The sequence below is a fragment of the Neobacillus sp. FW104-15D2 genome, assembly GCF_058790155.1.
The window spans coordinates 88,468-111,200 of sequence record NZ_JBYTCJ010000018.1; the positions used below are offsets into that span (position 1 = coordinate 88,468).

Genomic DNA, 22,733 nt, shown 5'->3' on the forward strand with positions numbered 1-22,733 from the left:
TCCATTCTTCGTATAATTTCTAGTGAGCGAGCCTACTACCAGGGCTCGCTTATTCAACACTCTTTTATGTTTAATGCTATTTACGAAAGTATAAATTTATGACTTCAGTAATATGATGTGATAATCGAAACAATCAAGCAAACGCAAGAAACTAATTGGACCGAGGTGGGCTGGTTGAGAAAGTTAGCGATTGGTTTTCTCTTTGTTTTATTATTAGTGTTAAGTGCATGCAGTAATGAAACGGGATCTAAAAACGAAAAAGAAAAAGGAAAAGAAAAAGTAACTTCAACCACCACAACAACAACTGCTGCCTTAAAAGGGGATGAGGTATTCCAAAAGTCCTGTATTACCTGCCATAGTTCTGGCGACATTACAGGAGGGCAAATTAAGCTTGATTCAACCAAGGTCCATACCGATTTTAAGACGGAAGATGCTTTATCAAGTTTTGTCAGCACAAATATGCCAAAAAGCGCTCCAGGCTCTTTATCAAAAGAAGAGTATGCCGCCGTTGTGAAATATTTATGGGATCAAAAGTAACGCTCTATACATTTGGGGACATAGCAATCAAAATTAAATGTTACATTTCAAAATACCAAGAAAGCGCTGTTGATAAACAGTGCTTTTTTATGTGTGGCGTGGTATGTGCGGTTAGCAGAGTTCATGCTATTCTAACAGCCGGCGAGGGGGCAAAGGAGGAAGATAATTTAAGTTTCTGCCTCACACTTGAAATTCAAAATCATTGCAAGAAATGATCTTCCGTCTATAGCGGATTACTTTGCAGGCAGTGAATTGGCTGAAGCGTGGACCGCACTCACAGCGAAAGATTTAGAAGCCGGTAATTCGACCTCCTCCTTCTTAGGCTTTGGAGTTGTAGAACCCAACATCAATTTTGTAGAATAGGTCTGTTTTATTGTTGAAAAGACGCATCTTTATAGAAAACTTCTTCGATTTTGTAGAACAGTCATTCAAAAATGTAGAACACAACATCAATTTTGTAGAATAGGTCTGCTTTATTGTTGAAAAGACGCATCTTTGTAGAAGGCTTCTTTGATTTTGTAGAACAGTCATTCAAAAATGTAGAACCCAACATGAATTTTGTAGAATAGGTCTGCTCTTCTGTAGAAAAAACATATATTTGTAGAAAGCTTTTTTGATTTTGTAGAACAGTTATTCAAAAATGTAGAACACAACATCAATTCTGTAGAATAGGCAGCTTTATTGTTGAAAAGACGCATCTTTGTAGAAAGCTTCTTTGATTTTGTAGAACAGGTATTCAAAAATGTAGAACACAACATCAATTTTGTAGAATAGATCTGCTTTATTGTTGAAAAGGCGTATATTATCAAACCATTAAATTCTGCCAGGTAAATAGGAAATTAAGATGGCAGAGGTGAATCGGTGGGCATTTTACCAATAAAAGAATTTTTTCGTAAATCTAAATATTTAAATAATATATGATAAAATAAAGTAATAAATCCAATTGGAGTAGGAGGAAATAAAAATATGAGTCAAACAGTAACTTCGCCATATGGAAGCTGGAAATCTCCCATTACTTCTGATCTGATTGTGCAAGGCACACTTCCATTAGTTAATGTAAATTTTGAGGGCCATAATCTTTATTGGGCAGAGGCACATCCATCTGAAGCAGGACGCAACACCGTAATGTGCCAATCAGCCGATGGGAAAATAACAGAACTCACACCTGCACCGTATAACGTTCGGACACGTGTACATGAATATGGAGGGGCTCCATTTATTTCGAATGGGGGAGACCTATATTTCTCTAATTTCGAGGATAATTTGTTATATCTTTATCATGAGGGCAAGATTCGTTCACTAACATCTGACTCAAATCGCAGATATGCTGATGCAGCGGTTGATAAGCTGCGAAATCGTATGTACTGGATTCGTGAAGACCATTCCAAATCTGCCATTTTTGCTGAGACAACTATCGTTGCCATGGACCTGGACGGAAGGAATGAACGCATCATTGTCTCCGGAAATGATTTTTACTCAAACCCACGTATTAGCCCGGATGGCAAACAGCTTGCTTATTTAACATGGAATCATCCTAATATGCCATGGGACGAAACAGAACTTTGGGTTGCTGAAATAAACGATGATGGAACTTTATCCAATCCCAAGATGGCAGCGGGCGGAGCAGGGGAATCTGTCATTCAGCCGGTCTGGTCTCCAAGCGGTGTTCTTTATTTTGTTTCCGATCGGACAAACTGGTGGAACATTATGCGGTTAAAAGGTAATGAGGTGGAAGAGGTTTATTCTATGGATGCTGAGTTTGGGTCGCCAAGCTGGGTATTTGGAATTTCTGACTATGATTTTATCAACGACACAACCATTATTGCTGCTTACACTCAAAACGGAGCAAGGAACCTTTCCAAAATTGACGTTGAAAATGGGGTGCTTACTCCGCTTAACATAGGATTTACTCAATTTTCTTCCATTGCTTCAAATGGAACAGATGTTGCCTTTATCGCGGCATCACCTACAGAATTCCCACGTGTGATTCGAATGAACGCAGAGACCTGTCATCCAGAAGTGATCAAAGCGTCATCCGAATTGTCAGTGGATGAGCAATACCTATCTCTGCCAGAATCCATTGAGTATCCAACTGAGGGAAACAAGACAGCGTATGCCATATACTATCGACCGAAAAATCCTGACTTTTCAGCCCCTGCTGATGAAAAACCACCTTTATTAGTGCATGTGCATGGGGGACCTACTTCTGCGTCTTCATCTACTCTCAGTCTGTCAACCCAATACTGGACAAGCCGGGGGTTTGCTGTGGTTGATATTAACTATGGAGGTTCAACCGGATATGGCCGGGAATACCGCGACAGGTTAAAAGGCAATTGGGGAGTGGTTGATGTACAGGATAGCGCGAATGCCGTCCGCTATCTCATCGAAAAAGGGGAAGTCGACCAAAATCGAGTTGCCATTGCTGGAGGAAGTGCAGGCGGATATACCACCTTGGCATCGCTTGTATTTACTGATGTTTACAAGGCAGGAGCTAGCCACTTTGGACTAAGCGAACTGGAGGTTTTTGCTGGGGAGACTCATAAGTTCGAATCAAGATATATGGACGGTTTACTAGGTTCTTATCCAGAGGCTAAGGAGATCTATTACAAACGCTCACCGATTAATTTTACTAATCAATTGTCCTGCCCGGTTATTTTCTTTCAAGGACTTGATGATAAAATTGTTCCTCCAAACCAGGCTGAGCTGATGGTGGAAGCGTTGAAGAAAAAAGGTTTGCCAGTCGCATATATTGCCTTTGAGGGCGAGGGACATGGTTTCCGAATGGCTCAAAATATCAAGCGGTCACTCGATGGCGAATTTTATTTTTACAGCAGAGTCTTTGGTTATGAACCAGCTGATGAAATTGAACCCGTTTCTATCGAAAACCTCTAAAATTACATGTGCATCCCTCACAAAAGTGAGGGATTTTTTGATTAAGGAAGATTATAGTCTGCGCTTCCCTTTTTTTATGCTACCTTAATTACTTTTCCAAACGGAACACGTGGTAATGTCATTCCCGGCACGAGCCAAAACATTTCAAAATCAACTTCCTGTATTTCCTCAGATAGGAAGCCTGTTACATCCGTTACATAAAAGAGAGAGTCTATTTTCTCTTCCGCGGCCCATTCTAACACTAATGTATAAGAAGATTTGCCATGATTAAAGAATTTTATGGTATCACTCTTTGCTGGAGCAATACTTCTAATTTTATAATCGGCTTGAATAAGTATTGTATCGGGTTTAAGTTGTTCGAACAGCTTAACGATGTTGTTAATTAACAGGGCAGGGAACTCTGTAGTAGAAGTATCTACAGCCAACGCTACCTTTTTATCCTGACGCTGCTGTATCATGGAAAGAACCGTTTTATGCCATCTCAACCTAACCAACCCCTTTGTTTAAGTGAGCCAACAGTGCTTATTTTGGGATATTTTTAAGTAGAATATAAGTGGATAATGACGGCAAAATAACTTTTAGAACGCCACTCATTATAGATCTAAGACCAATCTTCCCTTCCCGCGGGATACACAGCTGAGCATCATTTGGTTTGAACATTGCTGTTCTTCCGTTAGAAACGAGTCGAAGTGTTTAATCTGCCCCTCTGCTACTTTTACTTCGCAGGTACCGCAGCCACCCGCACGGCATGAGTAGGGAACACTGATTCCATGCTGAAGTAGTACTTCTAGCAAAGAAGAATTGACTGGTATATCAAGCTGTTTACCACTCCTTTTAAGTTTTACCTGGAACGCCTGCTGATCCTTCTTTTGTGGAGGTGCAAACCGTTCTAGATGAATATTAAAGGAGGGATAACCAAAGGACTTTGCAGCTGTTGCAAACTCCTGAATCAGGTTCTCGGGACCGCAAAAATACACATGAGTACCGATTCGATGATCTAAAAGCTGAGTGGGCGTTAATCGCTTCGCATCATCGCCATTGGAAAAATAAAAGTGGCTCTGATGTGGATAGGTCTTGGATATGTAATCATAAAATCCGCAGTGCTCTTTAGACTTTGCTGCGAAATGAAGCTCAAAGGGACTGTTCTTTTCATCCAGCTCTGCCATCATGGAAAGGAAAGGAGTAATACCAATTCCTGCTGCATAAAACACATGACGTTTTGCCTGGAAGCTTAACGGAAAGTAATTCTTTGGGTAGCTTACAGATAATACATCACCCACTTGAACATTTTGATGCCAATATCGGGAGCCGCCTGTTGAGCCATCTGCTAAACGGACAGCTATTTCAAAAAGCCCTGCCTCAGGACCTATGTTAAAAATAGAATATTGCCTTTCAAGTATTCCTGAGGGAGATGGTAAAAAGGTTGTAATATGAGAACCGCCGCTAAAATATGGAAGCATAGAATGATCATTTGCCTCTAGGCTGAATCTTTTAATAGTGGAAGTCTCATTTATAATATTTCTAACACGTACTTGTAATGTTGAATTCAATCCAATGCTCCTCCAGCATGAAAATTATGATATCGATGTATAGCCGAGATAGGCCTCCAAACGGCGGGAATAATGGCTGGAAACTTCCAGGCCGATTCCGCAATGGTTACAGGTGATGTGCGAATTATTGTCATGGAATTCATTAACTCCATAACATTCACAACAAACCAACTTCTTACTTATTGGACCCACTATGTTTATTTGCATTTCATATTCAGAAAATCCTGCCTCCAAAGATAGTTTTTTTAATCGATTTATAAATTGCCACTCGCCGGATAAATACAAAAATGTTCCCATTCTTTGCTGGGTGAACCACTGCTCAAGGAAAGAATCAGATTGATCTTCAATAATCATGAAATCAAATGGTACCTTATCTTCCGTAAATTGTTTGACGAAATTATATAAATGCTCTGGCCCCTTTGAATCGGCACAAAATATATACTTCCTCTTACCTTTGCAATATAAAAACTCCTTCATCTTTTTTTCAATTCCTCTTCTAAATAATCAAGAACCTGTTCCCGATAAAGAGAAATCCCTTTATAGTCATAAATCGCTTTAGGGAGTTCACGAAGAATCGCATAAAATTGTTCCAGCCAAGGGGTTTGTTGAATGAATTTTTCTAAAGAAAGCATGTGAGAATGAATGGTGAATAATATTCCATTGCTTTTTGGAAGGCGAAACAGCTTTTGAACTTCTACCCTAAAGTGCACGAGTTGTCCCGCATTTTCCTTTGTTACTTGCTTTCGGGCCTGACCCCATTCTGAAAATGTTTCAAGCGAGGTATCCAGCCTGCTGCCTGCCATGAGTGACCAATTCTTTCTTCCCCAAGGAGAGCCCGCCTCCATTCTCATCAGAAATTGCAGGATTCGATTATCAAGGAAATCAGACTGAAAGCCGGGAATGGGTGAATGTATTTCTTTAAAATTCATACCCGAGTTAAAATACAAAGACCAATTTGCTGGAAAGCATAGCTGACCAGCATCTAAAAATAGATCACTGTCCCGCTGCATCATTAAAATTATATCTTCCTGAACATGGCGGCCGATAAAATCTAAAGGCTCTGTTTCAAGAGTAGTTCTGTCACCAAATTTAAAGGCAGCTGTTTCTTTTGTTAGTACGTTTGAAAATATCCATTGCCCATCTTTCTTTTCTAATTCAAATTTATCAGGATAATAAGTAACGAGGTTATTTATAATGAGGTCAACAATTTCCCACTGTGCAGCCATTGTATGAGGGGTTGAGTAATAGCATCGTTGAGGATGCGTTGTAAGCAGTTCTCTTTTTAGAGAAACTTCATCTAAATACTGGTCCGTCAACTCGATGCCGTTCTGAGGATGTAATAAGGAAGCATTATTAGAGTACTTATATACGTTACTGTCACTAAAGGGATAAGGAAAAGAGAAATGAGATGTCATATATTCACCTGTTTTCTGAATTTTTCACCTACTTATACTATACAAAAAACAAATAAATCATCAATATCTTTTAAAGATTCAGTTTAATCTATAATGTATTTCTAGTATAATAAATTTATGAAGGGCTCCCCCGATTAAAATGTATTAATTTCAGCTTATTACAAAAAGTAAAGATATTAAATAAACTGGTTATTACTATCCTAACCGCAATAAAATCAGAGACGGTAAATTTTTATTTTTTTTATAAAAATTACAATTATAATAATATATGAGACCTTATACCTATAAGAGGTGAATGAATTGTCATCGTTTTTTAAGAAAAATGTTTTAATAGTTGCAGCATCAATATTTATATTAACGATAGTCATCATCTATCATGCAGAAATTAGTTCAGCTATTAATGTGAAAAGCTACCCGGGGATTCATGCCATTTTAGAGTTTTTTACTATTTCTATCGCATTTTCTATCTTTACCTATGGCTGGAAGACGTTTACATACACGAAGTCATTACAGTTGCTATTACTCTCTTATACTTTTTTAACTGTCGGATTAATCGATTTGCTGCATGCATTATCCTATCATGGCATGCCGTTTTTTATAGAAGAAAGTTCAGATACTAATAGTACGTGGTTCTGGATTGCCGCCCGGATCAGCCAGGCTGTTTTATTGGTTTCTATTTTATTAATTTCCCCTAAAGTATTGTCAAAGGATCTCAGGCTTCCATTATTCGCAGGCAGTATCCTGCTGGTGCTCCTTGTTGCGGTTGGAGTATTTTCATATGGAGAAAAGCTTCCGGTTCTTGTGATAGAAGGAAAAGGAACGACTCCCTTAAAAAACGGAATGGAGTATTTTGTAGCATTTTTAAATGGAATCGCTATATTCGTCAGCTTTAAAAATTACAGAAAAAGCAAGGATGTTATCTATTTAAATATTATGATCGCATTCTTCTTTATGCTTATTGCGGAACTTATCTTTACTCAATATCTCAGCCTTCATAGTCCTTTGCACTTTTCCGGGCATGTAATCAGGGCGATTGGGTATTTTTATATTTTGAAAGGCTATTATTTTTCCCAGATTGATGCTGACAAAAGAAACGAAATGAAAATAGCCGATGCAAGGCATGAACTTAATATAATTATGAAGGAACAGCAGGGACTAATTTTTAAAATTATAAAAGTGGGCAATGAGTATAAACATACCTTGTTTGACGGTGAGCTTCGTGAAAAATTACATCTCACCCGGGAAGAGGTCTATGGAAAATCGGCTCAGGAAGTGATCCCTGAAAATTATCCGATCCTGCTGGAAAAATACAGAATTGCCTGGGAGGAAGGAGAAAGGGTTACCTTTGAAATTAAACATAGGGAATATTTCTTGTATGTTCTGTTAAAGCCAGTTTTCGAGGATGGAAAAGTCATTGAAGTGATTGGATCCGTTACGGATATTTCAAAAGTGAAGGTTTTGGAGGAAACAGTAAGAAATAATGAAAAGCTTGGTATACTTGGTGAATTGGCAGCAGGAATTGCCCACGAGGTAAGAAACCCTCTGACCACACTAAAAGGGTTTTTACAGTTAATTAAGCCTGAGGCAGGAGACAGAAATAAAATGTTTATCGATTTAATGCTCGCCGAAGTGAACCGAATTGAAATGATCACAGATGAGTTTATGTCGATTGCCAGGCCGCAGGCATTAATTTTTAAAGAAGAAAATACATACGGGATTATTGAGGAAGTTATTCCTTTTATGGAACCACAGTCCCTTTTAAAAGGTGTTACGGTTCATTTATATGCCAGTGCTGGAAACTATCCAGTGGTCTGTGAGAAAAATCAGCTTAAGCAGGTTTTTATTAATCTTATTAAAAATGCTTTGGAAGCCATGCCGGATGGCGGCAATCTTTACATAATCGTTAAGAAAAACAATGGCTATAATGAAATTTCTTTTGTTGATGAAGGCACAGGGATTCCGGAAGAAGTAATTAAAAAACTGGGACAACCTTTCTTTACGATGAAAGAAGGGGGACATGGGCTAGGTTTAATGATGTGCAACCGGATTATTGAGGCTCATGGAGGATATACCAACATAAAAAGCCAGGTAGGAAAGGGAACCGAATTTAAGATTTTTCTTCCGATGGAAAACAAACACTCCGAAGAACAAGGAACCATACATCATGCTTCTATTTAAAAAAGCTGACTCATGGAGAGTCAGCTTTTGTTTTTTGATTAAAAGAATAAAGCCCAGACAGCAATGGCCAAAACAAAACGATAGATAGCAAACGGAGTCAATTTCACTTTTGCTAAAAGCTTAAGGAAGAAGACAATGGCCATCATAGCAACGATAAAGGCAGTGATAAAACCTGTAAGGAAGAGGCCAGTATCATTTACTGAAAGGGAGTCAGCGCTCTTTATCAAATCGAGACCGCTTGCCGCAATCATCATAGGAACCGCTACTAAGAATGAGAACTCTGCCGCTGTTTTATGGTTGGTTCCAAGTAAGATACCACCGGCAATAGTTGCGCCGGAGCGGGAGAAACCAGGGAATAAGGCAAGGCATTGAAAAAGTCCTATTCCGAAAGCTTGTTTATAAGTAATCTGGTCTAGATTTTCAGAAGTAACGGGATGTTTTTTCTTTTCAGCATAAATCATTAAAATACCGCCCAGGACTAGGGTAATCGCTACCGTTTTGTAGGAGAATAATACATCTTTAATGAAATCATGAAAAAGAAGTCCAAGTATTACAGCTGGAATCATCGCTACGATGATATGAAGCAAATTAAGTCCGTTTTTCTTAAAAGTAAATAAGGAAAGTAATCTCTTAAAGTACAAGACAATAACAGCACAAATAGACCCAAGCTGGATAACAATTTCAAACGTTTTTGCTTTGTCACCTGTAAAATTCAAAAGTTCACCAGTTAAAATTAAATGGCCAGTGGAAGATACAGGGAGGAATTCAGTCAGCCCTTCAACAATCCCCATGATGATCGCAATAATATGTTCGGACATTTTTTACACCTTCTTTTAATAATTACTCACAAAGATTAATTATAGGGGAAGAAAGCCAAAAAGGAAAATATAAAATGGATGAAAAAAGCAAGAAAATGGCCGAAAAAATCGAAAAGCACACCCGCTTCGAGCGGATGTACTTCCGTTTACTTTAAATTATCGCAATAAATATTAATAGCCTCACGTAAAAATGGAGCAAGATTTTCACCGAATTTGTTAATATTTTTAGTAAACCGGGGATCAGCTACATAAAGCTCGCCAAGTCCTCGGAAAATCTCCGGAGTACACTCATAGAAATGATCGGTAATGAACTGTCTCCATTCTCCTATCGCAGTTTGGATATCCTGGTCTGATGGCCCAAACTTCATTCTTGAAGCAATAAAGCTGAATAATTCGTTCATTTTTGACTGAATTCCGGTCCAGTCATCTTGGTTATAATGTGCAACCCGCTTCTCGGATTGTTGCACCAATTCTTTACCATACTTTTCACGTGCTTCGTGAGCATATTTTTCCTGGTGCTTTTTAATATCTTCCATATTAAATCCTTTGAACATTTCCTCGTTTTCCATTCTTTCATCCCCTTCCATTGCCTGAAGAGTATTTTCTACTGTTAAAATCATTTTCTCAATCCGTTCCTTTTTCTCCATCAGCAGCTCCTTATGAGTACGAAGGGCTCTCTGCCGATCAAAGTCAGGACGGTCAAGAATAGATTTTATATCATCAAGCGCAAAGCCAATTTCCCTAAAAAATAATATTTGCTGAAGGCGTTCCAGGTTTTTGTGGGTATATAAACGGTAACCGGCCGTTGTTACCGATTCTGGCTGCAGCAGTCCGATATGGTGGTAGTGATGAAGAGTTCGTACGCTCACTCCTGCCATTTCTGCTACCTCTTTGATTTTAAACATATACTACTGAACACCTCCATCTTTATCGTAAAGGATGACATAACGTCAGAGTCAAGGTGAAAAAAATATTTTTTATATATTTGAAGGCTTTTTACATATCAAAAAAGAAATAGTTGAAAATCAAATTATAAGGAGTACATCATGATAAAATCTTTAGATTTAACGGACATTATACTGCTTCAGGAGTTATATGATCTTCAAAAAGCTTCCTATCAGGTAGAAGCAGAACGCATTGGTTTTTATGAAATTCCAGCTTTGAAGGAATCGATTGAAGAGCTAAAAGAATCTAAAGAAAAATTTCTCGGCTTCTTTTGTTCTGAGTTACTATGCGGAGCTATTTCCTGGACTGAAGAAGAAGGGAGTGTAACGATTTGCAAATTAATCGTTCATCCAGGATATTTTCGAAGGGGAATTGCTCAGGCTTTAATCAGTAAACTTGAAGAATCTGTCCTGAAAGCAAAAGGGTTTAGAGTATCAACGGGCCGTGACAATTCCCCTGCCTTAATGCTTTACAAAAAGAACGGTTTTCAAGTGATAGAAGAGAGGGAAGTAGCACCTTCTTTTTATATCAGCATACTTGAAAAAGAGTGAATGGTCTTTTTTGGAATGGAAAAAGAGGGTATCGTGAGTATATTGGTATGGTAATAAAGAATTGAATGGAAACAAAAGGAAATTTATTAACGCTTTAACAATGCCCCTGGTTTGAATTCCAAAAAAACAGGCTAATTTAAGAACAAATCATTTTTTTACTATAGTTCCTAAATTAGAGAGGGGAAAAACTGTATGAAAATTCTATACGGTTTAATGACTGACACTGGAAACGGCAATGAGTTTCTATATGACTTAGGCTTATGGGAAACAGAAGAAGCCGCCGCTAAATATTTAAATAATGAAATGCCAAATTCTACAGGGATTTGGGTTGAAGCGATAGTCGTAAATGATGCACTGCCAGATGATCTAGACGATGATACGGATAAAATGGCGGTTTGCTCACAGTGCGGGGTGGAATACAATAAAGCAGACCTAACAACCATTAATGATGAGGAAGTTTGTATTTATTGTGAGCCGGCTGTTAGGCAAAATATGCCAGGTTAATAGGTTGTTAATATAGTAAAAGAAAAACACGTCTCGGTGGAAAGAGACGTGTTTTTTCTCGAATGCCCGGTTTTTCTGAATTTTACTTCCTCTTATGAGAAGAAGGTTTGATAGATGAGCCACATGTTTAGGGAAAGAATCACTACCGCAATAAGGCAAGAGAGTATGGTAATATGCGGCTTGTTGGTGAGAACTCCCATCAGTTCCTTTTTCCTTGAAAAATAAATCAATGCAATGACTGGGAAAGGAAGGACAATGCTTAGCACAACCTGGCTGACTACCAATGTCATTGTCGGGTCCAGGCCAATAGCTACTATCACGAAGGTAGGAGCCATTGTTACCAAGCGGCGAACCCATACAGGTATGGTAAATCCGACGAAGCCCTGCATAATTACCTGGCCGGCCATCGTACCGACCACGGAACTTGAAAGACCAGAGGCAAGCAGGGAGATAAGAAATACGCTTGAAGCCGCCGAACCAAGCAATGGCGTTAAGGTATGATAGGCAGTTGTCAGGTCACCGACATTACTGTTTCCGCTTGTATTAAAGACTGACGCTGCCATATACATCATGGATAAGTTTACAAATCCGGCTAATGTCATAGCAATTAAAATTTCTTTTGTGCTGAATTTATGGATTTTCAGCTTTTCCATATCATTTCTTGGTACAATCCGTCCCTGTGTCAGGCTCGAATGAAGGTATATCGCATGGGGCATAACAGTTGCTCCAATTACCCCAACAGCGAGCAGTATGCTTTGGTTATTGCCAAGCCATGGTACAACACTGTGATACGCTATTTGTGAAAAATTCGGCTGTGAGAGGATTGTTTCGCCTACATAGCACAATCCAATCAATGCAGCAAACGCAGCTATAAATTTTTCCATTGGTCTGAACCCGAAACGTTCGAGCATTAAAATCAAGTAAGTAACTATTCCTGTTATGATGGTAGCAACAATCATTGGTATACCGAAAAGTAAATTTAATGCGAGTGTTGCTCCTAAAAACTCTGCTATATCCGTAGCCATTGCTGCCAGCTCTGATACAACCCACATGATATAGGTCAGCCATTTTGGCATATTCTCCCTGCAGATCTCAGGAAGGTTTTTACCTGTTGCAATCCCTAATTTTGCAGACATGTTTTGCAACAGCATTGCCATTAGGTTGGCTAAAACAATAACCCAGAGCATTTTATAGCCAAACTTGGCACCGCTTTGTATATTAGTGGCAAAGTTCCCGGGGTCAACGTAAGCAATGGAAGCAATAAACGCTGGTCCCAGGAAAGGCAGTAGTGCCTTAAATCCCGTAATTTTTCCATTTATAGCGTCCCTTGCGGCCGCGACCGTCTTGCTTGATGCGGTCTGTGTGCTGTCAACAGCAACAGAATTGGATTTACTCATAGTTTCTCATCCTCTCTCTTTTGCTTGGACGCTTAATTCTTTACTGTGTCAATAAAAGTTTCCTTAGTGCAACTTTATAATAATATTATATTTTATATTTGATGTTTTGTGAACTGATTTGTGCTAAATGATTCTAACGCCTGCATAAATTTTTTTATTGACATATTTTTCAACTTGATATTTGTGGTTAAAAACAAAATGAAACCCAGACCGGAGTCTGGGTTCATTTTACTGCTTCTGAAATAGCTTCATTTGTTTCAATGGAGGAACCGGCCGTTGTCCCAACTGTTAAAAGGGAATAATGGCCAGCCTTATCAGCTAATAATTGAGGATATGCGAAAGAAGTTTTTAAACTGCTTACATGGGTTTCTTTCTTTTCACCTGCATTCACTTTAGACGAAGTGGTTTTGGTTTTTTCCGCTTCCTTTTGACAGCCTGAAAGGATTGTAAACACAGCTAAAAATAATATTAAGAGTTTTTTCATATTTTTTCTTCCTTTTGGGATGAATTTTTTCTTCTTTTGTTCAAGGTAACATGAAACCAGGGTATGTGAACCGGACTTTTGTGAAGGAATCGTGAAAGAATAGGCAGGAAATTAGAGATTGAAAATCAAATAAAACATGTAGGAAGTACGCTCTTTTAGTCAAAAGACGAGGAGGAATACTGATGCAAAAGCTGGGAATTGATGCAGGAGGAACTTTAATTAAGATTGCAGTTGAAGAGAATGGCAAATATCATTTAAAAATGTATCCGCTTGATGAATTAGAAAGTGTGATGTCGTGGCTAAAAATGACTGCGCCTATCGCGAGGATAGCTTTGACAGGTGGGAAGGCCCATCAGCTTCAAAAGCAACTTTTTCATGATGCAATTATGGTCGAGGAGTTTCAGGCAACATGCGATGGAGCCCGGTTTCTTTTAATGGAAGAAAAAAAGGAATTACAGGCTCCATATTTACTTGTAAATATCGGTACAGGAACCTCCTGGTACCATATTAAAGGCAGCGAATCCGAACGAATCCTTGGCAGTGGGCTTGGCGGTGGAGCATTTATGGGGCTTGGGTCCCTGCTGGCAAAAGAAGAAGGGTTTCACCAGCTTTCAGAACTTGCTGCCTTGGGCAATAAGGGGAAAGCAGACTTACTCGTAAAGGATATTTATGAAGGAGAAGAACCGCCGATTGGGGCAGATTTAACAGCAGCCAATTTTGCGAAGGTATCAAAAGGCTCACCTTCTAAGGAGGATCTTATAGCATCCTTATCCAATATGATTGCCGAAAATATTGTTTTAATAAGCCTCCAGGCAGCAGCTATCCATCATGTGAAAGATATTGTCTATATTGGCAGTACTCTTAGTGGAAATTCAGCTTTAAAAAATAGTCTTGAATCGTATACGGAGATGCTTAGACTTACCCCTCACTTTCTGGAAAAGGGTGAATTCTGCGGTGCCTATGGTGCTCTGCTGAGCCTTTAGAAAAGTATCTTGAAGAAAGAAGGATTTAGGGCTACAGTAGTAGGAGACAGAATTAAGTAGGTGGCTGAATTGGATAAACGCTATTTTACAATCGGAATGGCCGGCCATATTGACCATGGAAAAACCTCATTGACAAAGGCATTAACCAACGTCGATACGGACCGTTTAAAAGAAGAGAAAGAGCGGCAAATTTCTATTGAACTTGGATTTGCCCCTTTATATGAGGATGAGGAGCTACAAATTTCAGTTATTGATGTGCCAGGGCACGAACGCTTTATCAGGCAAATGATTGCGGGTGTAGCAGGCATTGACCTGGTTGTTCTGGTGGTAGCAGCTGACGAGGGTGTCATGCCACAAACACGTGAGCACCTTGATATTCTCGGTTTCCTTGGAATAAAAAAAGGTATTGTAGCCATTACCAAAATTGACAGGGTGGAAGAAGAATTTATTGAACTCGTGAAGGAAGATATATATTCAGAGTTAGAAGGCACCGTTTTCGAAGAAGCCCCATTTGTAATGGTTGATAGCCTCTCGAAAAGAGGGATAGAAGAGATACGTAACCTGATTATCAATACGTTAAAAGAGCAGGAAATGCGAGATGCCAAGGGAGCTTTCCGTCTGCCAATTGATCAGGTTTTTACTGTAAAAGGCCAGGGGACGGTCGTTCGCGGTACCGTATATGAAGGCTCGGTAGAGGAGGGGCAGGCTCTGACGATTATGCCTAGAAACATCGAAGTCAGGGCCAGGCAGCTGCAGGTACATCATAAACCAGCACAAAAAGCCTATGCAGGCCAGCGTGCTGCCATTAATCTTTCCGGGATTTCCCGCGAGGAGCTCGAACGGGGAGACGTACTGGTGTCATCCGAACATTTTATTGTGACTAAAACGGTAGATGTTGCGATAAGAGTGGTTGAGGACCTAGAGCATATCATTAAGCAGCGGATGCCAATAAAGCTTCATATAGGAACAGCAGAGGTGATGGGCCGAATTGTCTTTTTCGACCGGAATGAACTCAAGGAAGAAAATGGGGAAATCCTATGTCAGCTGAGGCTTGAGGAAGAAATTCTCACTAAGCGTGGCGACAGGTTTATCCTCAGACGCCCAAGCCCGCAGGAAACCATCGGAGGCGGATGGGTGATTGACCCACGTGGGAATAAGTACCGATTTGGGGAGCAGACCATTGAAGAACTAGGCAAGAAAAAGGAAGGATCACCAAAGGAACGAATTTCCGCTGCTTTATATGAAGAAAAAAGCCTTCAGCTATCCGAATTAATTAAGCGGACAGCGCTTGATGAGGAGGTTCTCCGGCAGCATTTGCAGGATGAGGATTTCGTTTTATATAACGGAAAAGAGTACACTCTAGGTTCCTTAGTCCATGCGATTGAGGAGGATATTTACGATAGGATTCAGGAGTTTCATTTGGCTAATTCAATGAAAACTGGTTTAAATAAGGCAGAGCTCCTGCAGTCTATGCAAAAAAGGTTCCCAAAATCCTTACTTGATTATGTAGTCGAAAATGGGATTAGCCGAGGAGTTTTTGCAAGAAAAGGACAGTTTGTATCGCTTGCGAGCTTTACTCCGCACGTCCCAAAAAACTGGCAAAAGCGTTCTGAAAACCTCGTTGAGGAACTTAAAAAGGATGGACTTCAGGTACGTTATATTCAGGATTATTTTACGAAGGCAGGAATCCCGGACAATTTGACTTGGGATCTAAGAAAGCTCCTCGAGGATGAGGGTCTTGTTGTCTTGCTTGATGAGCAATTTGCCTATCATGGAGCTATTTTTGAAAAGGCGGTTGCGGACCTTAAGAAGGGAACAGGAAGTGAATTTGAAGTGGGAGATGCCAAGGAAATTCTTGGACTGTCACGAAAATACATGATTCCTTTTCTTGAGCGTCTTGATGCGAATGGCCTAACAAAACGCGCTGAAAGTAAGCGAGTATGGATACAGAAATAAGGATTAAGGCAGGGCCCGATAGCGGCCCTGCTTTTTTAAGTTTACCAATTTTATTAAGCCACGAGGACAGGAAAAGGAAGACTTCGTCAGTTTAAACAAGGAGATTTTTTAGGAAGCCTAGTCAGGCGAAAAGCACAGTACAAGAAAGACATAGTTAGTTTAACATCGTACGAAGGAGCCTTTTTGAGGATGTGCCGTGATAAACAAACTAGCGCTCCGCCAAAAGGGCTTGGCGAATGCCATGTTTTCTATGAAGGCTTAGCCGTAAATCCTAAAACACAACACTATGCTATAAAGTGGAGGTTTTTTCCTCACTATCCAATATTGTATTCTTTTTGGTAAATGTTATAATTACAATTGTCTGTGAAAAAAGGACTATAAAAATGACATAAATTAAATAATGAACTAGAAAAAGGCAAACCTGTCTAAAGGCAGCGGCGCAAAGCTATAGGGGCTAAGGGGAATTTGTCTATGCCAGCCAGCATGCCGAATAGTTTCGGATGAAGCTATTCTTTTTGGGATGGCTTTTTAGTGTGGATTTAAGTTTTTTAAATAATATATAACAGCAAGGAACAGACAGAAAGGGAATGGTTTTATTGGTTACAATCAGCAGAAAGTTGTACAGTGGTTTTTTGGCTATTTTAATCCTGATGGGAGTTATTATCTCACTTGGTTTTTACGAGATTTCGAGAGTAAATGATTCTTATGAAAACTTATTACAGGACCGGGTTGATAAGGTGCTTCGTGCAAAGGATATGGTTATAGCCGTTAGGGAACGCCAGGTCGCTGGAAGAGGCTATCTTTTAACAGGAAATCTTGAAGATAAACTCAGTTTTCAAGACTTGCAAAAGGAATTTCAAAAATCGAGCAAAGAATTAGATGCTAAACTTAAAACAGCTAAAGGCAAAAAGCTTCTTAAGGAAATTATTGAAATAAATAAAGAATATGATGACTTAATGGAAAGAGCTTTCAATTTGAAAGACGAAAATAACACGAGAGCGTATACTACTATCGTTTCTATTGAAACCCCTCCAGTAGTGGAAAAGTTTGCTGCAAAGTCAGATGAATTTATTAATTATCAAAACAGTATGCTAGCAAGCCAACGTAACGCAGTAGAAGAGGGAACTAAAGCTACTCAATTTTGGATGCTCCTGATTGGTATTATTTCTCTGGCTGTTGGTCTGGTTGTTGCCTATTCTATCAGCAGGGTCATCTCCCGCCCGGTTAAGAGAATGGCCGTTGTTGCTGAACAAATTGCTGGCGGAGATCTTACTGTTGATTTTATTAAAATTAAGAACAATGATGAAATTGGCCAGCTGGCGAACTCATTTAATAGTATGGGCGAGAATCTTCGCCAATTAATCCGTCATGTGTCGTCCACATCTGAACAGGTAGCTGCTTCCGCTGAAGAGTTAATGGCTAGTGCAGATCAAACTGCCAGAGCAACTGAACAGGTTACGATGTCCCTCCAGGATGTGGCTGCTGGAGCAGAAAAACAGGTTAGCAGCCTGGATGAAAGCTCTAATGCAGTAAATGAAATGACCATTGGCGTCCGTCAAATTGCAGCAAGCGCTCAAAATGTTTCAGACCATATGGGAGAAACTTCTGAGGCTGCCCAGCTTGGCGGAGAAGCTGTTCGTGATGCCGTTCAGCAAATGGGAGAAATCAATAAAACGGTCACTGACTTAAACCAAGTTGTTAAAGGACTTGGAGAACGTTCCAAGCAAATTGGACAAATTGTAGACGTAATAACAGGCATCGCCTCCCAAACCAACCTCCTTGCGTTGAATGCTGCAATAGAAGCGGCAAGGGCGGGAGAACAGGGGAAAGGATTTGCGGTGGTGGCAGACGAGGTAAGGCAGCTTGCCGAACAGTCTGCTGCTTCAGCCCGCCAAATTGCGGGATTAATTCAATTAATTCAATCCGAGACAGATCATGCTGTTAACTCGATGACGCTTACAACGCGGAAAGTAGAGGAAGGAATTAAAGCTGTAGACCATACCGGAACATCATTCAAACAGATTCAACTCTCTGTAGAACAGGTTGCCTCTCAGATTGTGGACGTATCTTCGGCCACGCAGCAAATGGCGGCAGGTGCAGAACAAATAGCAGGAAATATGGACACCATCTCAAAAATTTCAGAGGAATCGGCAACTGCCAGCCAAATGGTTTCCAGCTCTGCGCAGGAACAGCTTGCAAGTATGGAGGAAATTACAGCTTCAGCGAATTCACTAACCAATATGGCAGTAGAACTGCAGGAGCTAATCGGGAAATTTAGAATTTAAAAAAGAAGGCTGTCAAAGCCTTCTTTTTTACCGGGCCGAACCCTTACGGCCGATCTTGAAGGGGGATTTTGATAGAGATAAAGAACTTTTCGATAGAAACGAAGAACTTTTTAGAGGAATTGAAGAAATTTTTGAAAAAAACGTAGAACTTTTTAAAAGAAATGAAGATTTTTAGAAGAAATGAAGAACTTTTTAGAGGAATTGAAGAACTTTTTAGAGGAATTGAAGAAATTTTTGAAAGAAACGAAGAACTTTTAATAGAAACAAAGCTTTTTTAAAGGAAATGAAAAACGACGTGAAAGAAATGCACGAATTTTAAAAAGAAATGCACGAATTTTTAAAAGAAATGCACTATTTTTAATAGGAAATGCACGATTTCAAGATGGAAATGCACGATTTCGAGCAAGGAATGCATGTTTTTTAAAAGGGAATGCACGAGTTTGACTCAAAATGCATGACCTAATCGGCTTATGCACGAAAATTCGTGTAAATGCACGAGTCTGTAGCCGTAAGGAGTTCGGGATTCCAGGTCATTAGATTTAAAAGAACTGTCCTTTTGGGGGTCACCTCATTTGGGCAGTTCTTTTGTATGTTCCCAAAAAAGGAATAAAGTTTCCAGTATCGAATCTAATTACTATATTGAAAACTTTAAAGTTTGTCTAGCTTCAGCGCCTAGGATCGAGGTCATAAGCCAACCCGTCGGAAGGTTAAAGAGCAACCTTCTCTCCGACTCTTCTTATTCTTGTCGCCCCTAAACAGTCGCTTACGCTTTTCTGTCAATCTTAAGAAATTCTTAAGATTTTTGCAGAGTGAATGTTAAGATTCGTTGGTTACTATAGATTTATCGAAGGAAAGGAAGGGAGGTTTCAAGATGAATCCATATTTTGTACTTGTCGTGGATGATGAAAAAGAGATTCGGGATGCTATCGAAATTTATTTGAAAAATGAAGGAATTACGGTATTAAAAGCAGGAGACGGAATAGAAGCACTGGAAATATTGGATGAACATAAGGTGCATCTTATTATTCTGGATGTGATGATGCCCCGTCTGGATGGAATATCGGCGACCTTTAAAATTAGGGAGAAGCAAAATATACCGATCATTATTTTAAGCGCAAAAAGCGAGGATACCGATAAGATATTGGGATTGCAGGTAGGGGCGGATGACTATGTAACAAAACCATTCAATCCAATGGAACTCGTTGCACGGGTTAAATCTCAGCTTCGCAGATATGTTGCACTAGGTACATATGAAGGTTTTTCAAAAACGATTGACTTAAACGGTCTGTCACTCGACCAGGCTGCAAAAGAGGTAAGGGTTCATGGAGAGCCGGTAAAGCTTACACCAATCGAATATAAGATAGTTGAACTGCTTATGAAAAATGCTGGCAGGGTGTTCTCCATTAATGAAATCTATGAGCTGGTCTGGAAGGAATCCTGCTATAACGCTGAAAATACAGTGGCTGTCCATATTAGGAAAATACGCGAAAAAATTGAAATTGATCCGAAAAATCCAAGATTTTTAAAGGTGGTGTGGGGTATTGGGTACAAGATGGAAAAATAGATGGAACTTGGCTTTTCTGGCAGTGCTGTTTACTTTTGGTTTAAGCGGTGTCTTTACTTTTATAGCCAATGGCACAAAGTATATGCAGCCGGATTATTTTAAAACCCCAAATTTCCAGGCGCTACAGGAGGAATTTGGCTCCTACCTTAAAGAGTTTGAATTAAATGAGACGACAAAGAATGATGCTAAAAAGTCTATTACTGTTTCAAAAGATGAAATTGAAGAGTATCGGAATCGTTATGGAAATTTAACCGATCAGATTATTAATATAAAGAGCCAATATGATTCAAAGATTGAGGAAGCTCAAGCGGCAAAAGACCAGGTTTCAGCGGATACATACAGAACGGAAAGAGACAAAAAAATAGCTGACATTACCAGGAACTTTCAAGATGAGGACTATGTGAAGGAAAAGATTATAAAGGAAAAAGAAAAGAAGCTTGATGATTACTTTGCAGAAAGAGAAAGCAGCCGCCCGCAGTTTCTTCAGCTAAAAAGAGCTTTTAAATATTATTTAAAAAATAGTGAGACTGATAAACTATATACCAATTTAAATATTTCGGATGATGACTCACCTAGTGATTATATGAATAACAAAAATATGCTATCTATTACTCACTATACCGCTAATGCCTTTTCTAATGTGACCATCACAATTGATGGCCAGGAGCTGCTTCCAAATGATACAGGAACATTTGATGGATGGATTGGCGTTTCTAAATCTGCACCCTTAGAAAGCAGGGTAATACAGGATTATCATAACTATAAAACGAAGCAGCTATTTTTACTCATCTATACTGGAGCGAGTGTTTTGGCGCTGGTACTTAGCATTTTTCTGGGCAGACGCTCTAAAGTAATACCTCTAACCATTGAAAAATGGAGGCCCTATTATAATAAGCTTCCTATTGATTCAAGGACAGTTCTTTTTGGAATCTCGGCCATTGGCACCATTCTCTTTTTGTTCGTTATTACCGATCAAGTTCTTAATTTAAATGAATACCCTTATCAGTTCATTCCGGATGTTCTTACAGGCATCATATTTGGCGCCATCTTCATGTCACTCGCCATCCTGCAGGGAAAGCTGATTGCAGATGAATTAAAAGATTGGTCAAATGTTAAAAAGGAATGGGAAAGAGGGTTAGTCAGCAAAGGTTGGCATAAAATGAAGGGCTCCATCCACCATACAAAGGAAAGCCTTCAGGATGCGTTTTCGAATCAATCCTTTGGCACTCAGCTTCTCCTTAGTGTTACAGTGGTATTTTTCATCAGTCTGGCAATAGCTATTTTCGCAACAGCAGCTAATATACCGGTTTTGATGTTTTATGTTTTACTTCTGCTTTTCATAGGAACACCTATTTTTCTATTGACCGTAAAAAAGGCTGGATATTTTAATTCTATTATTCAAAAAACCAACGAGCTTGCAGCAGGAAGGATTGGCCCGGACCTGCCCGTTTCTGGAAAGTCCGTCTTATCAATTCTTGCTGGAAATATTAATGAGTTGAAACAAGGTGTGAAAAAATCGCAAACGGAATTCGCGAAGAGTGAGAGACTGAAGACTGAGCTGATCACAAATGTCAGCCACGATCTTAGAACACCATTAACTTCTATTATTACTTATACAGAACTATTAAAAGCCAATGATATAGCAACGGAAGACCGGGTGGCATACTTGGATATAATTGACCGTAAATCAAAACGCCTCAAGATCTTAATAGATGATTTATTTGAGGTATCCAAGATGGCAAGTGGGAATATGGAACTTACAAAGGAAAAAATCAACCTGGTGGAACTATTGAACCAGGCACTTGCTGAACATGATAGCCCTTCAAATCTGCAAATTCGTCTGACAGTCCCAGATGAACCGGTTTACTCCCTAGTGGACGGACAAAAGCTTTGGCGTGTTTTTGATAACTTAATACAAAATATTTTCAAGTATTCTTTTGAAAATTCGCGTGTTTATATCACCTTAAAAACAGCGGAAGATGAAGCGATCATCACCTTTAAAAATGTCTCTAAATACGAATTGAGCGAGAATGTCGATGAGCTTTTTGAGCGATTTAAACGCGGAGATAAATCCCGCCATACCGATGGTTCCGGCTTAGGGCTTGCGATAGCCCAGTCAATTGTTGATCTTCATGGAGGTGTAATGGCGATAGAGGCAGACGGCGATTTGTTTAAAGTCTCCATTATCCTAAAAAAAGAAGCAAAATAACCAAAGTGAAAGGACCTTTGAAAAGGTCCCATATTGTTGAAAAACGAATTTGTCAATGAAATCCTGTGAATTTTCAGGATTTCATTATTTTTTTTGTATAGTGAATTTGAAGGATTAAATGGAATCCTCTATAATTTTATATGTGAGGTGTAGACCAATATTCTGTAACGATCGGAGTTTGGTCCACTTTTTCAAGTTTTGAATGATGGCAGTCATCAAAACTTGGGTCATCACTTTTGAAACTCCACGGTAACGCGCATAGCGTAAACCGTGGAGTTCTTTACTATGCGCGAAACTTAATTCAATGGTTGCCGGCCGGACCAACTTTAATATTTTTCCACGGTACGAGAGTCGCTGTTCGTGCAGTTTGTCATATACTTACTGGTGTATAGATATTCGCAATATGCGGTCTTCCCCGGGTTTTTTGGCGAATGGACACCCATTACAGCCTCCTTTTGTAGGCTT

General features: G+C 39.5%; 19 protein-coding genes and 1 riboswitch. Of the genes, 10 read left to right on the plus strand and 9 right to left on the minus strand.

Annotation, left to right across the window (positions count from 1 at the left end):
- The first annotated feature begins 174 nt into the window (after nt 1-174).
- Together AC3WR0_RS15210 and AC3WR0_RS15215 are read left to right on the plus strand one after the other, a co-directional pair.
- Nucleotides 175-537, plus strand: a complete 363-nt coding sequence (locus AC3WR0_RS15210; RefSeq protein ID WP_492553100.1) for a c-type cytochrome — start codon at nt 175-177, stop codon at nt 535-537.
- Nucleotides 538-1,503: 966 nt separating this feature from the next.
- Nucleotides 1,504-3,429 carry a S9 family peptidase gene (locus AC3WR0_RS15215; protein ID WP_492553101.1) on the plus strand — a complete coding sequence of 642 codons (1,926 nt, stop codon included), beginning with the start codon at nt 1,504-1,506 and terminating at the stop codon, nt 3,427-3,429.
- 74 nt (nt 3,430-3,503) lie between these two features.
- Here AC3WR0_RS15215 and AC3WR0_RS15220 read toward each other — a convergent pair whose 3' ends face one another.
- The 4 genes from AC3WR0_RS15220 to AC3WR0_RS15235 form a co-directional block, all read right to left on the minus strand.
- Complete coding sequence (locus AC3WR0_RS15220) at nt 3,504-3,914, minus strand: vWA domain-containing protein (protein WP_492553102.1); 411 nt, start codon at nt 3,912-3,914, stop codon at nt 3,504-3,506.
- Between the two features lie 108 nt (nt 3,915-4,022).
- A complete protein-coding gene (locus tag AC3WR0_RS15225; protein WP_492553103.1) occupies nt 4,023-4,979 on the minus strand; it encodes a PDR/VanB family oxidoreductase in 957 nt (318 codons plus the stop codon).
- Nucleotides 4,980-5,003: 24 nt separating this feature from the next.
- Nucleotides 5,004-5,456 (minus strand): dimethylamine monooxygenase subunit DmmA family protein, encoded by a 453-nt coding sequence (locus tag AC3WR0_RS15230; RefSeq protein ID WP_492553104.1) that lies wholly within the window; start codon nt 5,454-5,456, stop codon nt 5,004-5,006.
- Nucleotides 5,453-6,394 carry a heme-dependent oxidative N-demethylase family protein gene (locus tag AC3WR0_RS15235; protein WP_492553105.1) on the minus strand — a complete coding sequence of 314 codons (942 nt, stop codon included), beginning with the start codon at nt 6,392-6,394 and terminating at the stop codon, nt 5,453-5,455. The genes AC3WR0_RS15230 and AC3WR0_RS15235 overlap by 4 nt, the downstream gene beginning before the upstream one ends.
- Nucleotides 6,395-6,694: 300 nt before the next feature.
- Here AC3WR0_RS15235 and AC3WR0_RS15240 point away from each other — a divergent pair, with 300 nt between their 5' ends.
- On the plus strand, nt 6,695-8,572 hold the full coding sequence (locus AC3WR0_RS15240) for an MASE3 domain-containing protein (RefSeq protein ID WP_492553106.1): 1,878 nt from the start codon (nt 6,695-6,697) through the stop codon (nt 8,570-8,572).
- A 38-nt stretch (nt 8,573-8,610) separates the two neighbouring features.
- Here AC3WR0_RS15240 and bacA read toward each other — a convergent pair whose 3' ends face one another.
- Nucleotides 8,611-9,390 (minus strand): undecaprenyl-diphosphate phosphatase, encoded by a 780-nt coding sequence (gene bacA, locus AC3WR0_RS15245; RefSeq protein ID WP_027323930.1) that lies wholly within the window; start codon nt 9,388-9,390, stop codon nt 8,611-8,613.
- A 146-nt stretch (nt 9,391-9,536) separates the two neighbouring features.
- Nucleotides 9,537-10,295, minus strand: a complete 759-nt coding sequence (locus AC3WR0_RS15250; protein WP_492553107.1) for a MerR family transcriptional regulator — start codon at nt 10,293-10,295, stop codon at nt 9,537-9,539.
- A gap of 141 nt (nt 10,296-10,436) precedes the next feature.
- Here AC3WR0_RS15250 and AC3WR0_RS15255 point away from each other — a divergent pair, with 141 nt between their 5' ends.
- On the plus strand, nt 10,437-10,886 hold the full coding sequence (locus AC3WR0_RS15255) for a GNAT family N-acetyltransferase (RefSeq protein ID WP_492553108.1): 450 nt from the start codon (nt 10,437-10,439) through the stop codon (nt 10,884-10,886).
- A 192-nt stretch (nt 10,887-11,078) separates the two neighbouring features.
- Entirely contained in the window at nt 11,079-11,390 is a 312-nt protein-coding gene (locus AC3WR0_RS15260) for a hypothetical protein (RefSeq protein ID WP_492553109.1), read from the plus strand.
- A gap of 92 nt (nt 11,391-11,482) precedes the next feature.
- Here the strand turns inward: AC3WR0_RS15260 and AC3WR0_RS15265 are convergent, their stop codons facing one another.
- Together AC3WR0_RS15265 and AC3WR0_RS15270 are read right to left on the minus strand one after the other, a co-directional pair.
- Nucleotides 11,483-12,787 carry an Nramp family divalent metal transporter gene (locus tag AC3WR0_RS15265; RefSeq protein WP_492553110.1) on the minus strand — a complete coding sequence of 435 codons (1,305 nt, stop codon included), beginning with the start codon at nt 12,785-12,787 and terminating at the stop codon, nt 11,483-11,485.
- A gap of 223 nt (nt 12,788-13,010) precedes the next feature.
- Nucleotides 13,011-13,271, minus strand: coding sequence for a hypothetical protein (locus AC3WR0_RS15270; protein WP_492553111.1), 261 nt, complete (start codon nt 13,269-13,271; stop codon nt 13,011-13,013).
- A gap of 182 nt (nt 13,272-13,453) precedes the next feature.
- Here AC3WR0_RS15270 and coaW point away from each other — a divergent pair, with 182 nt between their 5' ends.
- The 5 genes from coaW to AC3WR0_RS15295 all read left to right on the plus strand — a co-directional run bounded on the left by coaW (nt 13,454) and on the right by AC3WR0_RS15295 (nt 22,268).
- On the plus strand, nt 13,454-14,254 hold the full coding sequence (gene coaW / locus AC3WR0_RS15275) for a type II pantothenate kinase (RefSeq protein WP_492553112.1): 801 nt from the start codon (nt 13,454-13,456) through the stop codon (nt 14,252-14,254).
- A gap of 69 nt (nt 14,255-14,323) precedes the next feature.
- Nucleotides 14,324-16,210 carry a selenocysteine-specific translation elongation factor gene (selB, locus tag AC3WR0_RS15280; protein ID WP_492553113.1) on the plus strand — a complete coding sequence of 629 codons (1,887 nt, stop codon included), beginning with the start codon at nt 14,324-14,326 and terminating at the stop codon, nt 16,208-16,210.
- 404 nt (nt 16,211-16,614) lie between these two features.
- A riboswitch (cyclic di-GMP riboswitch) is annotated at nt 16,615-16,701 on the plus strand.
- 105 nt (nt 16,702-16,806) lie between these two features.
- Entirely contained in the window at nt 16,807-18,495 is a 1,689-nt protein-coding gene (locus AC3WR0_RS15285) for a methyl-accepting chemotaxis protein (protein WP_492553114.1), read from the plus strand.
- A gap of 871 nt (nt 18,496-19,366) precedes the next feature.
- The gene (locus tag AC3WR0_RS15290; protein ID WP_492553115.1) at nt 19,367-20,059 is read left to right on the plus strand and encodes a response regulator transcription factor; all 693 of its coding nucleotides are present in this window, start codon (nt 19,367-19,369) and stop codon (nt 20,057-20,059) included.
- On the plus strand, nt 20,037-22,268 hold the full coding sequence (locus AC3WR0_RS15295) for a HAMP domain-containing sensor histidine kinase (protein ID WP_492553116.1): 2,232 nt from the start codon (nt 20,037-20,039) through the stop codon (nt 22,266-22,268). Before AC3WR0_RS15290 ends, AC3WR0_RS15295 begins: the two co-directional genes overlap by 23 nt.
- Nucleotides 22,269-22,382: 114 nt before the next feature.
- Here the strand turns inward: AC3WR0_RS15295 and AC3WR0_RS15300 are convergent, their stop codons facing one another.
- Nucleotides 22,383-22,634 (minus strand): transposase, encoded by a 252-nt coding sequence (locus tag AC3WR0_RS15300; RefSeq protein ID WP_492553121.1) that lies wholly within the window; start codon nt 22,632-22,634, stop codon nt 22,383-22,385.
- Between the last annotated feature and the right edge of the window lie 99 nt (nt 22,635-22,733).

What these genes read in the sequence shown, in the direction of transcription:
- AC3WR0_RS15215 (WP_492553101.1), top strand. Translation starts at nt 1,504, where the DNA reads ATGAGTCAAACAGTAACTTCGCCATATGGAAGCTGGAAATCTCCCATT.
- AC3WR0_RS15230 (WP_492553104.1), bottom strand. Translation starts at nt 5,456, where the DNA reads ATGAAGGAGTTTTTATATTGCAAAGGTAAGAGGAAGTATATATTTTGT.
- AC3WR0_RS15235 (WP_492553105.1), bottom strand. Translation starts at nt 6,394, where the DNA reads ATGACATCTCATTTCTCTTTTCCTTATCCCTTTAGTGACAGTAACGTA.
- bacA (WP_027323930.1), bottom strand. Translation starts at nt 9,390, where the DNA reads ATGTCCGAACATATTATTGCGATCATCATGGGGATTGTTGAAGGGCTG.
- AC3WR0_RS15250 (WP_492553107.1), bottom strand. Translation starts at nt 10,295, where the DNA reads ATGTTTAAAATCAAAGAGGTAGCAGAAATGGCAGGAGTGAGCGTACGA.
- AC3WR0_RS15255 (WP_492553108.1), top strand. Translation starts at nt 10,437, where the DNA reads ATGATAAAATCTTTAGATTTAACGGACATTATACTGCTTCAGGAGTTA.
- AC3WR0_RS15260 (WP_492553109.1), top strand. Translation starts at nt 11,079, where the DNA reads ATGAAAATTCTATACGGTTTAATGACTGACACTGGAAACGGCAATGAG.
- AC3WR0_RS15265 (WP_492553110.1), bottom strand. Translation starts at nt 12,787, where the DNA reads ATGAGTAAATCCAATTCTGTTGCTGTTGACAGCACACAGACCGCATCA.
- AC3WR0_RS15270 (WP_492553111.1), bottom strand. Translation starts at nt 13,271, where the DNA reads ATGAAAAAACTCTTAATATTATTTTTAGCTGTGTTTACAATCCTTTCA.
- coaW (WP_492553112.1), top strand. Translation starts at nt 13,454, where the DNA reads ATGCAAAAGCTGGGAATTGATGCAGGAGGAACTTTAATTAAGATTGCA.
- AC3WR0_RS15290 (WP_492553115.1), top strand. Translation starts at nt 19,367, where the DNA reads ATGAATCCATATTTTGTACTTGTCGTGGATGATGAAAAAGAGATTCGG.